The following is a 14,024-nucleotide window of genomic DNA, read 5'->3' as shown; positions in this document are numbered from 1 at the left end:
CAGGTTACAAGTAGTTATGTAAGGGGCCGCCCGGCGCTGCCAGGGCTTCCACCTTGCGTATGACCGCCGGTTCCTCTTCCAGTGGGGGGGCATGGAAGGGCTTTAGGCGTGCGTCGATGACCAGCGGCGCTCCGCACGACCAGTGCCTGGCCCGTGTGGCGGCTTGAGCGCCATACACGTCTGTGGCCGGGTCTGACCGGGTGAAGGCCACCCACAAAAAATTATCCAGATTCACTGCGCAAAAGTCCGCATCATCCACCACTATCACAAGCGGGAATGCCTCGCGCCCCGGCCACTGGGCCAGAGCCTGCGCAAGCGCTTCCATCTGCGGGTCGGGCTGACTGCGGTCAAGGGCATGCCTCAGCCCGCCAATGGCAACAAGGCCGGGGCCGCACACGCGCACCGGGCCAAACCCATCCGGCAGGGTCGGCAGGTCTGCGGCGGGGCCGGAAAGTTCGCTGCCAAGCTCGCGCCTCTTTTTACCGGCAGAGGCCCACACAAGTTTGGAGCCTTCGTTAAGCGCGCTTCCCGTGTAGTCCAGTGTATCATTGGTGCTGCGAGTGATGAAGTGCAGATCGCGTGAAAAATCAGCCCGCTCCAGCAAATGCCGCAAAAATGCGGGCACATCGCGGGCGGTGAGGCCCGGCGCGTCTTCATGCGCCACAAGAAAAACATACTTTGCCAGAGCCGTCTGGGTGGTTCCAAGCAGGTGCAGGCCCGCAGTGATCAGCTCGCGCGGGCGACGCTCGTCCTCATAGGGCGTATAGCGTTCGCTGCCCACGGCCAGCAGCAGCGGATGCACCCCGGCTGCGTCCACGGCATGCACATCGCACACTCCCTGAAAAACCTGCGGCACCAGCGGCCCGGTGAGTTCGTGGATAAAGTCGCCAAAGACCGTATCTTCCTGCGGAGGGCGGCCCACGGCGGTAAAGGGCCAGATGGCCCCTTTGCGGTGGTGGACGGCATCGACCTTGAGCACCGGGAAATCATGCGCAAGGCTATAGTAACCCACATGATCGCCAAAGGGGCCTTCGGGCTTGCACTGGGGCATCACGTGCCCGCTGATGCAAAAATCCGCCTGCGCGAGCACTGGCAGGGGCAGACCGGGCACTGCGGCCATCTCTGTGCTCCTGCCGCCGAGCAATCCGGCAAAGCGCAGTTCAGAAAGCCCTTCGGGCAAGGGCATGACCGCAGCCACGGTGAGGCTGGGCGGCCCGCCCACATAAATATGCACAGGCAGAGGTTTGCCCATTTCCAGCGCACGGGCGTGGTGCGCCCCTATGCCCCGATGTATCTGGTAGTGCAGGCCTACTTCATCCGCCGCGTACTCGTTGCCGCCAAGCTGCACCCGGTACATGCCGAGGTTGGAGGCGTCCGCGCCGGGCTTGGCGGGGTCTTCGCTGTACACCAGAGGCAGGGTAATGAAGGGGCCGCCGTCCATGGGCCAGCAGACAAGCTGGGGCAGGTCGGCCAGCTTGCACTGGCATTCCAGCACCGGGGCCGCTGCCGCCGCCTGTTCCGCGCGCACCCGGCTCACGCTCGGCAGCATGTTCAGCAGGCCGGGCACAGCCTTGAGCGACTGCAAGGGGTGCTTCATGGCTGCTGCGGGGTCGGCCTTGGCGGTCAGCACAGCCTCCACCGCAGGCAGGCTGCGACGAAAAATAAAATGCAGGCGCTCACGCGTGCCAAAAAGATTGGAGAGCATGGGAAAGGGCGTGCCCTTGACCCGCGTAAACAGCAGGGCCGGAGCCTTGGCACGAAAGGCGCGCCGCTGGATGGCGGCCAGTTCCAGATGCGGATCTACCTCGGCCTCAATGCGCACCAGATGCCCATTGGCCTCAAGGTCGGCCACGCATTCCTGAAGATTGCGATAACTCATGAATGCGTCCCTTCCCCGCAGGTTCCGGCGGCTCCGTCAGCCGCGTCAAATGATGGTTGTATGCCGGCAAGCGAACGCTTGCCAGCCAGCATGGCCTTGAAATCTGCCAGAATCTGCGCATGGTCAAAGACCAGCGGCTGCGGCAGGGCATCCAGAGGATAATACGCCGCATGGGCCGCATCGTCCCCGGCGCACAAGGCTTCGGGATTGCGCGGCCTGCCTGTGAAAGCCACGGTCAGCGTGTGCTGGCGGGGGTCGCGGTCAGGCCTGGAATACACGCCCAAAAGCCCGGTCAGCTCCACATCCAGCCCGGTTTCTTCACGCATTTCGCGCACTGCGGCGGTTTCCGCGCATTCGCCCTCTTCAATAAAACCGCCCGGCAGGGCAAAGCCCACGGGTTCATTGGCGCGTCTGATGATGACCACCCCGCGATCTGGCGAATGGATAACCACATCCGCCGTGGGCGTGGGGTTTTTATAGCTGGAATACGACTTGCCGCAATGCGGGCAGACAACCTGGCGTTTCATGCGTTCTCCGTATGGTTCGCGCCATTGCGCGCAACTGCCGCATACTAAGCCAGCATGCCCCGCGCCGCAAGCGCGGGAAACAAATGCCGCTGTGCAGCGATTTGCCGCCTTCGAACGGCGATTGACAAAAAAGTATGGATGCCATACTAAAACCCCATGAAAAATGACTGCCATAAAAAAACCGCCGTTGAACTGCGTATCCAGAAATCCATGCTCAAAACACTGGGGCATGCTGCCGCCCATTCTACGCGCAGCGCATCAGTCAGCATCTCGCTGCTGGGCATAGTGACCAGGTTTTATGAGCTTGAGAGGCAGTGCAGCAAATTCGGCACCGATGTGGATATCCACCTGGCGGAAATCCACACGATCATGGCCATCCATAACAATGAAGGCATCCATGTGGGTGGATTGGCCGAGCAGCTGGGCGTCACCAAGGGCAGCGTTTCTGAGCTGTTGCGCAGGCTGGAGCGCAAGGGACTGGCCTACAAGGCCAAGGATCCGCTGAAACTGACCCGCCTCAATGTGTTTTTGACGGAAAAGGGCAAGGCAGCACATAAACAGCACATGGATTTTCATTCTCAGCTTGATTGCATGGTGGACGATGCCATGGGGACACGCAAACAGGATGAAGTCGCCGATATTGCTGATTTTCTCGAAAAACTCCTTGCGAAGCTGAACTCGGTGGAGGTCAAATAGGCTTTTTCAGGTCGCCAATGTTTGGCATCCATACATTATACAGGTCGACCTAATTGGGGTCACATGCGAGGTATTATGAACACTGACAAGGGTACTGCTTTTAACGGTCTTGTTTCTGGACAGAGCTACGATATTTTTGCCCGATTGTTCGGGCTGAATGCGTCTTTTTATGAGGCGGCGGTCAAGGGTTTGGCGCTTGGCCCGGGAATGTCGGCTCTGGATCTTGGCTGCGGCACAGGTTCCCTGACTTTTGCGCTTGCCGCGCAATCCTCGCCCCAATGCCGCATCCATGGCCTTGACCTTGCCGAAAACCAGATCGCCCGCGCACAATATCGCCAGAAAGATTATCCCAACAACATTCATTTCAGCGTAGCGTCCATGGACGAAGCGTGCTTTCCTGACGGCACGTTCAGCATCATCATGACCGCCATGGCGCTGCATGAGGCAAATCCCCAAGCGCGGCGCACTGCCATTGCCAATGCCGCGCGAATGCTTGCCCCTGATGGCATTTTTCTGCTGGTGGATATCGCCCGCCCACGGCTGCGGGGCCTGGGCCTCTTGCTCTATCCCTTTGTCATGACTTCGCCAAAACATAAGGACGCCCTGACTGAAGCTTATGCTGAAATCTGCGCCGCGCACGGCCTGTCCCGGCGTGAAGACGGGTATTTGAATTCTCTTGTGCGCAGACAGGTTTTTGTAAAAAACGCGGCCTCCGCCGCGTAGTCCGGCAGGAGGTCACTCCAGAGCAAAACCCGCAGCTTCAAGGGCTGCGGCGCTCACAGCACCGGCCCGCACTATCCGCAGCCGCCCTGCCCCTCCATCCCCGCCGCTCAGAGGCTCCACCACGGTGGACGGCAAGCCGCCAGCAGGCAGCGGCCCGCCAAGCGCCAAAGGCAGGGAAACGTCTGCTTTTATAGCCTGCGCCGCGCACCCCGCAGGGCAGGGCTTGCCATGCGCCATGCGGCGCAAGGCTTCCAGCAGGGCCGGATCAAGTTCGTCTGGGGAGCATACGGACGCACCGCCGCTGAGGTTGGCGCTGCTTGCCGTAAGCGCGCCGCCGGCCTGCTCCGCCAGTTGCGCAGCCAGTGGATGGGGTGTCACGCGCACCGCCGCAAGGCCTTGCCCGTTGACCAGCGCCGGGGGCAGACAGGAACGCGCGGGCAGCAAAACCGTGAGCGGGCCGGGCCAGAAGGCCAAAAGCCCCTTGGGCATGGCGGCAAGTTCCGCCACTGCGTCCACCTGCGCCGCATGCGCCGCCAGCAGGGGCAAGGGCTTGTGGACGGGCCGATGCTTCAACTGATACACCCTTGCCACGGCTTCCGCATTGGCGGCAAGGCAGCCCAGCCCGTAGAACGTCTCTGTTGGAAACACGAGCACGCCGCCGTTACGCAAAAAAAGCGCCGCAGCCGCAAGCTCCATTCCGGCATCCGGGCCGCTACCGCATTCAGACGCGCCATCCGCCATATTTAACGAAACATGAGAAGACATGACTGGCAAACCCTTGAAATACATAAGTGTGGGCAAACTGAAAACGCCGTTCTGGAAGGATGCCGCAGCCCACTACACCACGCGCATCACTCGCTGGCGCAAGCTGGACATAACCGAAGTGCGCGACGGCGATTCCGCCCTGCCGCAGGATCAGCGCAACGCCCTTGAAGGACGCCGCATCATTGAGGCCCTCGACCCGCAGGACATCGCGCTCGTTCTTGACGAACGCGGCCAGCACCTCACCTCGCCCCAACTGGCAGATATGCTGCGCCAGATGGATCACGAGGCACGAGGCAGAGCCTGCTTTATCGTGGGTGGCGCATGGGGGCTGGATGAAGCTGTGCGTCAGCGCGCCAGCCGCTGCATCAGCCTTTCGCACATGACCCTGCCGCACGAGCTGGCCCGCGTGGTGCTGCTTGAGCAGCTTTACCGGGCTGAATGCATATTGCGCAAGGTTCCGTACCACCACTAGAGGTCTGTCTCTAACTGCTTCTTTTGTCCAACTGGCTGCGTCAAAAGGTTATTTTTACTCCAGTCATGTACCGTAAGAGTACACTTCTTTCGCAAAAACAACCTTTTTCCTTGCCCTTGGCGCAAAATCATCCAGTTAGACTGCCCTTGATTGCACATGCGGCGGTCCGCAAGCGCAACCGCCTACAGAACTTCGTAAATCCTGGCAAACACGTTGTCGTACACCAGCTTGAAATAGGGCGAAACGCGCGGATCTTGCGGGTCGCCCACCAAAAGCTGCACCATTAGCGAATTGTACAAGCCCGCATCCATGGCAAGCTTTTCGTCCGTTACGCGGTTGAAAAGAAAGTTGATGTTGCGGCGCTTGGAAAGAAATTCGTGCTGCTCCTCGGGCGTTGCCGAGGGGTGCGCGTCAAACCAGTCCTGTATATAGTTGCGGCGCGTCACGCCGGTCTCTTCAAACACGCTGATGGACGAGGCATAAATGGCGCTGCTGTTGCCCTCAAGCCGCACCTCGCCCGAATCGAGCTTGTAGGCAAGGGCCTGCGGCACGATGGAAAGCGCCCCGCCTTCGCCAGTACGGGTAACAAAATTCCAGTTGCCGAAGTTGCTTATCCAGAAGCCAAGCCGCAGCATTTCAAAGCTCACCACCACATAGAGCCGCCCCTTGTTTTCAATGAGCGGGGTTTCGGGCGAGCGCAGCCTGTCCATGAGAGCCTGCGCGGCTTCACCATCCAGACCTTCAAACACGTTGCCCGGCTCGTTGCCGCACTGGGCCGTGTAGCGGATGATCTGGCGCGCAAAACGCGGATTGTCTGTGGCAAAAACAGCTGCGGGCAGATAGAGGGACGGCCCTGCATGCTGCGCGCCATCAGCGATGGTCTGCCGCTGGGCAAAGTGGTTGGCGGCATAGCCCCAATCCCACCACAGCCAGAGCATGGCGTCGGGCGGGGTCATGGCCTTGGCGCGAGAGAGGGCTTCTGCATGACGGCGGTTGATGATTGGCCCCTGCGACATGGCGGGGATCATATCTGCAAAGGGCGCTACCAGCAGAGCCAACAGCACGCCGCTGGTCAGGATGCCCGCCACAGCGCCGCGCAGATCCACGCGCAGCAGCCTTTGCAGCAGCCAGTACAAGGGCAAGGTCAGGCCAATGGCCATGATGGGCGCGCCAAACATGACCATGCGCCCCCCCATCTTGACGCTCAGGATGCCCAGCCCTGCCAGCGGCAGCAAAAAGAGCGCGCCCGGCCTGCGTATGACCACCAGGGCAAAACCCAGCAGGCCAAGCACCGCAGCTTCCATCCAGGGATGGAAGTAGGGAAAAATCTCGATGATGCCCAAATCCTGCACTTCAATAATGGACTGCGCCACCGAGGGATATTCCAGCGAAAGCCCGCCGCCGGTGCTTTTCACATCGCCCGTATGTTTCACATAGGCATTGATGTGGTTCACAATGGACGTAAGAATTTCGCCCTGAAGCATCAAAAAGCCCACGCCCGCCAGCAGAAGAGCCAGCAGCCAGGGGCGGCACAGCAGACGGCGCAGGCGGTAGCCTGTCCTTGTGCCCGCAGCCAGCAGCAATAAACTGAAACTGAGGCCCCACGGCCCCGCCAGCGTAGGCAGGGCGTAGGCCATGCTGCCCAGAAGCAGCAGGGCGCGCCGCCCGCGCGGGGCCATCACCATGCTCATAAAGGCCAACAAGGCCACATTGTAGCGGATCAGGTACGGAAAAACAGAATGCCATTCCTGCGTCCACCACGAAACGACGCCGGAACAGCCAAGCAGCACAACCCATTGCCAGCGCAGGGGATTGCCCATGTGCTCCGCCTGTTTGAGGCGCGGCGTCCAGTGGCCCTCGGGCTGATTGCGGGAAAAAAGGCGGCGCAGATTCATCACGCCGGAAGTCATGGAAAGGCGGCGCAGCACCATGCCCGGCAGCAGCATATAGCGCATGGCCCAACTGGCCGGGGCAAGGGTCATGAGCAGGGGGAAGAACAGGGTTACGAGGTCGGTATCGTAAAATCCCAGCAGGGTGCGGGCCAGAAAGCCCGGCGCAATGGACGTGAGTATGCCTGCGGCAACGCCAGCTTCAATGCTGCCCAGCGCCCACACCCAGGCAAAGGCGATAACAGCCACAAAGCTTGCCAGCAATGCAGGGAACCAGAAGGCCACGGCAGCGGGGGAAGTGCCTACGAGGTCGGACATGGCCTTGAGCATCACAGCCATGGGATGCCCTACGGCAAGGCCGAAATCTTCCGCCCCGGCCACCCATGTATAGGCATCGTGCGTGGCCAGAAGCCACTCGTTGCCAAGGCGGTATTCCGGATTTTGCCAGCAGGGCCATTCCAGCATGCGCAGGGCAAAGGCAAGGGCAAGCGTCACCAGCCCCCAGAACAGCCCCCGCGCCCAATAACGCGCAGAAGGCAGCGAACGTTTGCCGTTGTGCAGCCCTGCGCCGCCAGTGGGCAACAGGGCTCCCCCATGTGTAGGATGGGAGGGGGCGTGCTGCTCCGTACAAGCTGGTTCCGCAGCAGGCAGCGTTTCCGATTCGGGGTGCGGCTGCCCGGTGCGCCGGGTTTCGTCTGCATCGTTTCCGGCAGGCGCGGTGCTGGCAGAGGCATGTGCTGCGGGGTGCATGGCGTTCTCCGTAAGGATCATGGTCCTGTTCATACTGGCATGCAGATGGCGGCAAAAGTCCTGTACGGCGGCTCTTTGGGCCAGTCACGCGCATAACAAGGTCTGCGCGGTTCGCCACAGAGCTTTCGGCAAGATTGGCGGGCCAATCCTCGCCAGAACATTCAGGTAAAAGTGCTCTAGCCAGCCCGATGCGTTGCGGCATCATAGGTCAGCCGCTCAGCCTCTGCGCTGGGGGCAAGCGCCCAGAACCAGCGCCCGTGCCCGCCAACAACGTAGGAGAGCTGCTCCACCAGACGCCAGGGCGCTGGCAATTCGCTGGGGGCTGGCTCAAGCGCCAGCACGACCATAACTCCGTTATCGTGCAGCCTGGGGCTGGCGAGGTCAAGCAGTTGCCGCCAGGGCATGAAGGCGCGGCTCAGGATGCAGTCCGCCTTATAATACTGACCCTGAAAAAAATGTTCCACCGGCCCTCTGAAAATATGGGTGGAGGGCAACTGAAGGCGAGAAAGTACACTGGAGATGAACAGGGCGCGTTTTTCGCGCACTTCTATCATATAGTATGCGCCGCGCGTCCAGGCCATGCGTAAGGGAATGCCCGGCAGGCCAGCGCCCGCGCCAAGATCCCAGCACAGGGGAGCTTCGGGCAGATTGAGCTTGTCCAGAAAGCCGGCCAGATGAAAACTGTCCACCGCCAGCCGGGTAAGCATATCCTGCCATGTGTGCGGGCCGACCAGGTTCATGGCCTTGTTCCACTGGCAGAGCATTTCAAGATATTCCGCCAGCGGCTCCAGAGCCGATTGCGGCACTTCCGCGCCCGAGGCCGCAGCCAGACGCGCCAATTCTTTTCTGTCAACCGATTGTCGCTGCATGATCCTTTCCTGCGCTTGTTCGCCCGTTGCGGGCCTTTCCAGCGTTTCTGCCGGGTTCACTGTCATATCCCCGCAGACCGGGACTTGCAAGCCCTGCGCCGATAACGTAAAAAAGAGGGCTTGCGCGCAATGCGCACCCTAAACGAACCCAAGGCCGCAAGGCCACGCCAATGCGCGCACGTGCGCGCCACTGGAGGATAAACCCCGCATGACACAAGCCGTTTTGCTCTTTCCCGGCCAGGGCTCGCAAGAGTCGGGCATGGGCCGCGATCTGGCCGAGGCTTCTTCTGACGCCATGAACCTCTGGAAGCAGGCCGAGCGCATCAGTGGCCTGCCCCTGCGCGAAATTTACTGGGAAGGCGATGATGCCGCCATGAGCGACACCCGCGCCCTTCAGCCCGCCCTCACCGTGGTGAACCTGAACCTCTGGAGCGCGGTTGCCGCGCGCGCCAACGTGTGCGGCGCAGCCGGGCACAGTCTTGGCGAGTTCAGCGCCATGGCCGCCGCTGGCGTGCTTTCTGCCGAGAGCGCCCTTGAGCTTACAGCCCTGCGCGGTCGCCTCATGGCCGAGGCCGATCCCGATGGCAAGGGCGGCATGGCCGCTCTGCTCAAGCTGGATCAGCCCGCCATTGAAGAAATTGTGGCCGAAACCATTGCCCAGTGCGGCGAACTTTTACTGGTGGCCAACTACAATACGCCCGGCCAGCTTGTTATCAGCGGCACCAAGGCCGCCGTGGCTCTGGCTTGCCAGAAGGCCAAGGAGCGCAAGGGCCGTGGCCTCGAACTCAAGGTCAGCGGCGCGTTCCACAGCCCCATGATGGCTGAGGCCAACAAGGAACTCACCCCTCTGCTGCGCAAGGCCGTGTGGAGCAAACCCAAGTTCCCCGTATATTGCAATGCCCACGGCAAAGCCGTGACAGATGGCGAAAGCGCCCGTGAAAGCCTGCTTGTGCAGATGACGTCCTCCGTGCAGTGGATAGACACAGTGCGCAACCAGTATGCCGACGGCGCGCGCCGCTGGCTGGAGCTTGGCCCCAAGACCGTGCTCGGCAAGATGGTAGCCCCCTGCCTCGCAGGAACCGCCACAGCAGAAGATCTTGCCATTGAGCTCGTTAACAACGCCGAAACAGCGGCGGCCTTTGCAGGATAGTTTTTTGCGGAGGAAGGCCTTTCATGCGGAAGGCCTTCCCCGCCTTGCCTGAAACTTTTTCTTCATGCGCCCCCGTGCGGTATTGCCGCAACCGACCTGCGCATGAACCTGAAACGGGGTTCCCGGCGGCAGTGCCCCGGGCCGCCCGAGGCGTAAAGCCGCAACCGTTGCACAATAAAGGACACCAGCACTATGCGCGCCATTGACACCCTGCGCACGGCCCTCAAGGCCATTATTGAAGAAGAAGGCCTTGCCTGGCCCGTCAAAACCGTTATTGAACCGCCCCGCGACCCCAAGCACGGCGATCTTTCCGTCAACTCCGCCATGCTGCTCGCCAAGGAAGCCAAGGCCAATCCCCGCGAGCTGGCGCAGAAATTCGCCCAGAAGCTTGTGGAGCGTTGCCCCGAGGTGTCCCATGCCGAAGCCGCCGGCCCCGGATTCTGCAATGTGACCTTCACGCAGGATTTCTGGCGCGCCACCGTGGCCGACATTGAAGCTGCGGGCAAGGAATACGGCAAGAGCACGGGCGGCGCAGGTAAAAAGGTGCTGCTGGAATATGTTTCCGCCAACCCCACTGGTCCCCTGCATGTGGGGCATGGGCGCGGCGCTGCCGTGGGCGACAGCCTTGCCCGCCTGCTGCGCGTGGCTGGTTATGACGTTAACACCGAGTATTACATCAACGATGCCGGTCGCCAGATGCGCCTGCTGGGCCTTTCTGTGTGGCTGCGCGCCAAGGAACTGGCCGGAAAACCCGTCACCTGGCCCGAAGATTACTACAAGGGCGACTATATCATCGACATCGCCCGCGAAATGCTGGATGCCAACCCCGCCCTCGTGGAGCTGCCCGATGCCGAAGGCCAGGACGTGTGCTACGACAAGGCCATGAACGACATTCTGAACGGCATCAAGGACGACCTCAACGAATTCCGCGTGGAGCACCAGCGCTGGTTCTCTGAAAAAACCCTTGTGGAAGGCGGAGCCGTTGCTGCGGCTTTTGACGCGCTGGATTCCGCCGGGTATACATATGAGAAAGACAATGCCTACTGGTTCGCCACCGAGAATCTGGGCGACGACAAAAACCGCGTGCTGCGCAAGTCGGACGGCAGCCTGACCTACTTTGCCTCCGACATCGCCTACCATCACGACAAATTCCAGCGCGGCTACGACTGGCTCATTGATATCTGGGGTGCGGATCACCACGGCTACATCCCCCGCATGCGCGCGGCCATCACGGCCATGGGCAAAACGCAGGACAGCTTTGACGTGGTGCTTATCCAGCTGGTGAACCTGCTGCGCGAGGGCCAGCCCGTGAGCATGTCCACCCGCGCGGGCACCTTTGAAACCCTGGCTGATGTCATCAAGGAAGTGGGCGTTGACGCAGCGCGCTTCATGTTTCTTTCACGCAAGAGCGACAGCCCGCTGGACTTTGACCTTGAGCTTGCCAAGCAGCGCAGCCTCGACAACCCGGTGTACTATGTACAGTACGCCCACGCGCGCATCTGCGCCGTGCTGCGCCGGGCTGAGGAACGCGGCTTCGTGCTGCCCCCCAAGGCCACTGCAGAGCTGCTGCACGGGCTTGATACGCCCGAAGACATGGCCCTGCTGCGCAAGGCCGCCACGTTTGAAGACATGCTGGCCTCCGCCGCCAAATCGCTTGGCGTGCACCACGTGAGCACCTACCTCACGGAACTTGCCGGGCAGCTGCACAGCTACTATGCCAAGCATCAGGTGCTGCTGGCCGATGACGCGCCCCGCACCCTGGCCCGCCTTGCCCTGCTGCGTTCCATCGGTCAGGTGCTGCGCAATGGTCTGGACGTGCTTGGCGTGAGCGCCCCGGAAAGCATGTAACATTTGTATAAACTGGATTTTGAGTGGGATTACTCCTGCGGGGTCACTCCCACAGAAGCATCCCCGCTGCTCGCATAAACGTTGAATATTCGGCGTGCGACAAATCTGCTCTGTGCCTGTTACCGTTAAGGCGCGTTTTGGACGAGGCCTTGCGTGTGCTCTGCCTGCCCCGGACACGACGCGCCTTAACAGTTAAACCAGGCCCGCAGCTTTGCGCACGACGGAGGATACTGAATGGCCGCCCCCTTACGTAAACCCCGCAAATCCGTTGTTTCCCAGCCGTCGGGCGAGAAGCGCCGCTTTGTTATCCGCCTTTCGGGGCCAATGCTTACGCTGCTGGGCGTAATCCTCGCGGTTGCCGTGGGCTGGTCATTTTTTATGGGATTCATGGTCGGACGCGGGCAAAATCCTGAAACGCGCGTGGAACAGATGACCAGCATGATCTCCAAGGACGCGCCCAAGGCCAAGCCCGCCCCGGAGGCTCCCGCGCCTGACGCGGCAGCTCCGGCGGCACAGGCCGAAACCGCTGATGCCCAGAATCCGGCCACCGGCGCTGAGGTAAATCAGGCTACGCCCGCAGGCGCGCCCCAGCCCGGCAAACCGGGGCAGGATCAAAAGGGGCAGAAAGCAGCCGCTCAGGCCCCGCAGGGCAAACAGGGCCAGCAATCCCCGCAGGGAGCCTATCCCTTTGCGCAACCTTCAGGCAACAGTCTGGCGGCCTGGGGCATCAAGCCCGGCGCCAACCAGAATGCACAGGGCCAGAGCGCTCAAGCCAACGGACAGGCCAGCGCACAAACCGGCGCGCAGGCAGCAAAGCCCGCCCCAGCCAAGACAGGCCCGCAGTTTGATTATGTATATCAGGTAGCTGCATTCAAATCTGACGAAGATGCAGACAAGCTGCGCACACGTCTGGAAGGCAAGGGCCTGCGCACTCGCACCCAGAAAAACGGCAAGCTCGTGCTGGTTATGGTCAGCATTCGCGGCACGGAAGACGATGCCTTCAACCTGCGTGAAGACCTGCGCCACATGAGGCTGGGCGTCCCCATTCAGGTTTCGCAAAAACCTGTTTCAAGCAAGCCGCAAAAATCAGGGCGGTGAGGCAAAACATGACCGCAACCGAAACTTTCGGCGATTTTCTGCGCAAGATAGGCCGCCCCTGCCTGAACGGCATAGACGCTCTTGGCAACACGGCCCTGTTTATGCTTGAAGGGCTGGCCCAGATATTTACCAGCGCCAAGATTTTTCCGCGCACCATGCAGCAGCTCTTTGTCATCGGCTCCAAGTCGCTCTTTCTTATCATGCTGATCGGCGTGTTCTGCGGCATGGTGCTGGGGCTTCAGGGCTACTATACCCTGGTGAAATTCGGCTCGGTGGGCATGCTTGGCTCTGCCGTGTCGCTGACGCTCATTCGCGAGCTTGGGCCGGTGCTCACGGCCATCATGCTCACAGGCCGCGCAGGGTCTTCCATGACGGCGGAAATCGGCGTCATGCGCATTACCGACCAGATCGACGCTCTGGACGTCATGGATATCAATTCCATGGGCTATCTGGTCAGCCCGCGCCTGCTGGCATCGCTCATCGCCTTTCCGCTGCTGACGGCGGTATTTGACGTTATCGGCATCATCGGCGGCTATCTTACGGGCGTGCTCATGCTGGGCATCAACGAGGGCGCGTATTTTTACCGCATCACAAGCTCAGTAACGGCAACGGATGTGAACGGCGGCTTTATCAAGGCCGTGCTCTTTGGCCTGCTTGTGACCACCATCTGCTGCCGCCAGGGCTATTACACCAACAAGAGGCGCGACAGCGTTGGCCCGGAGGCCGTGGGCAACGCCACCACCTCCGCCGTGGTTATTTCCTGCGTGCTGATTCTTGCGGCTGACTACATTGTTACCTCATTCTTGCTTTAACGGGCCATGCAGTCTGTAACAGTCATCGGCATCGACCCCGGCTCCCAGCGCACGGGCTGGGGCGTAGTGCGCGAGGTTTCGGGCGTGCTGCAACTGGTGGACTGCGGCGTTGTTCGCACGGCCTCGGCAGGAAAGGAATTTTCTGACCGCCTCGCCCGCATCTACCATGAGCTTTCGGGAATTTTGGCCCGCCTCAAGCCGGAAGAAGCCGCCATCGAGCAGGTCTTTACCGCCAAGAACGCGGCTTCGGCCCTCAAGCTTGGGCAGGCGCGGGGCGTTGCCGTGGCCGCCTGCGCGGCGCACGGCCTCACCATCAGCGATTACGAACCGACCCTTGTCAAAAAATCCCTTGTGGGAACGGGCCGGGCAGAGAAGGAGCAGGTGGCCTTTATGGTGCAGCGCCTGCTCAACGTCAAAAACGCCAACTGGGCGCTGGATACCTCCGACGCGCTGGCTGTGGCCGTATGCCACCTCACCGTGCGCCGCTTTGCCGCCCTGGCGGGCAAATAGAGACTGCCAAAATCGTATTTCAACATTTTTCTCTGC

13 protein-coding genes are annotated in these 14,024 nt (G+C 61.1%); 8 read left to right on the top strand and 5 right to left on the bottom strand.

The window, feature by feature from the left end:
* Positions 1-4: 4 nt before the first annotated feature.
* Positions 5-1,879, bottom strand: coding sequence for a UbiD family decarboxylase (locus JMF94_RS03855; protein ID WP_240823859.1), 1,875 nt, complete (start codon positions 1,877-1,879; stop codon positions 5-7).
* On the bottom strand, positions 1,876-2,406 hold the full coding sequence (locus tag JMF94_RS03850) for an NUDIX hydrolase (RefSeq protein WP_240823858.1): 531 nt from the start codon (positions 2,404-2,406) through the stop codon (positions 1,876-1,878). The genes JMF94_RS03855 and JMF94_RS03850 overlap by 4 nt, the downstream gene beginning before the upstream one ends.
* A 156-nt stretch (positions 2,407-2,562) precedes the next feature.
* Here JMF94_RS03850 and JMF94_RS03845 point away from each other — a divergent pair, with 156 nt between their 5' ends.
* Complete coding sequence (locus JMF94_RS03845; RefSeq protein WP_240823857.1) at positions 2,563-3,102, top strand: MarR family winged helix-turn-helix transcriptional regulator; 540 nt, start codon at positions 2,563-2,565, stop codon at positions 3,100-3,102.
* A gap of 75 nt (positions 3,103-3,177) precedes the next feature.
* The gene (locus JMF94_RS03840; protein ID WP_240823856.1) at positions 3,178-3,825 is read left to right on the top strand and encodes a class I SAM-dependent methyltransferase; all 648 of its coding nucleotides are present in this window, start codon (positions 3,178-3,180) and stop codon (positions 3,823-3,825) included.
* A gap of 12 nt (positions 3,826-3,837) precedes the next feature.
* Here JMF94_RS03840 and JMF94_RS03835 read toward each other — a convergent pair whose 3' ends face one another.
* Positions 3,838-4,590, bottom strand: coding sequence for an L-threonylcarbamoyladenylate synthase (locus JMF94_RS03835; RefSeq protein WP_240823855.1), 753 nt, complete (start codon positions 4,588-4,590; stop codon positions 3,838-3,840).
* Between JMF94_RS03835 and JMF94_RS03830 the strand changes: the two genes are divergently transcribed.
* Positions 4,589-5,062, top strand: coding sequence for a 23S rRNA (pseudouridine(1915)-N(3))-methyltransferase RlmH (locus JMF94_RS03830; protein WP_240823854.1), 474 nt, complete (start codon positions 4,589-4,591; stop codon positions 5,060-5,062). The two genes, JMF94_RS03835 and JMF94_RS03830, sit on opposite strands and share 2 nt — an antisense overlap.
* A 182-nt stretch (positions 5,063-5,244) precedes the next feature.
* Here the strand turns inward: JMF94_RS03830 and JMF94_RS03825 are convergent, their stop codons facing one another.
* Both JMF94_RS03825 and JMF94_RS03820 read right to left on the bottom strand, forming a co-directional pair.
* Positions 5,245-7,734 (bottom strand): STT3 domain-containing protein, encoded by a 2,490-nt coding sequence (locus JMF94_RS03825; protein WP_240823853.1) that lies wholly within the window; start codon positions 7,732-7,734, stop codon positions 5,245-5,247.
* A 143-nt stretch (positions 7,735-7,877) separates the two neighbouring features.
* Positions 7,878-8,570 carry an RsmG family class I SAM-dependent methyltransferase gene (locus JMF94_RS03820; protein WP_240823852.1) on the bottom strand — a complete coding sequence of 231 codons (693 nt, stop codon included), beginning with the start codon at positions 8,568-8,570 and terminating at the stop codon, positions 7,878-7,880.
* Between the two features lie 208 nt (positions 8,571-8,778).
* On the opposite strand from JMF94_RS03820, the gene JMF94_RS03815 reads away from it, so the two are divergent.
* The 5 genes from JMF94_RS03815 (at position 8,779) to ruvC (ending at position 13,988) form a co-directional block, all read left to right on the top strand.
* Entirely contained in the window at positions 8,779-9,720 is a 942-nt protein-coding gene (locus tag JMF94_RS03815; protein WP_240823851.1) for an ACP S-malonyltransferase, read from the top strand.
* Between the two features lie 192 nt (positions 9,721-9,912).
* Entirely contained in the window at positions 9,913-11,568 is a 1,656-nt protein-coding gene (gene argS, locus JMF94_RS03810; RefSeq protein ID WP_240823850.1) for an arginine--tRNA ligase, read from the top strand.
* A gap of 234 nt (positions 11,569-11,802) precedes the next feature.
* Complete coding sequence (locus JMF94_RS03805) at positions 11,803-12,666, top strand: SPOR domain-containing protein (RefSeq protein ID WP_240823849.1); 864 nt, start codon at positions 11,803-11,805, stop codon at positions 12,664-12,666.
* An 8-nt stretch (positions 12,667-12,674) separates the two neighbouring features.
* A complete protein-coding gene (locus JMF94_RS03800; RefSeq protein WP_276612824.1) occupies positions 12,675-13,478 on the top strand; it encodes an ABC transporter permease in 804 nt (267 codons plus the stop codon).
* A 6-nt stretch (positions 13,479-13,484) separates the two neighbouring features.
* Complete coding sequence (ruvC, locus tag JMF94_RS03795; protein ID WP_240823848.1) at positions 13,485-13,988, top strand: crossover junction endodeoxyribonuclease RuvC; 504 nt, start codon at positions 13,485-13,487, stop codon at positions 13,986-13,988.
* The last annotated feature ends 36 nt before the right edge of the window (positions 13,989-14,024 follow it).

It is taken from the genome of Desulfovibrio sp. UIB00, assembly GCF_022508225.1.
Lineage (GTDB): Bacteria > Desulfobacterota > Desulfovibrionia > Desulfovibrionales > Desulfovibrionaceae > Desulfovibrio.
The sequence above is the reverse complement of the archived record's forward strand: the minus strand, read 5'-3'. Positions and strand labels throughout refer to the sequence as shown.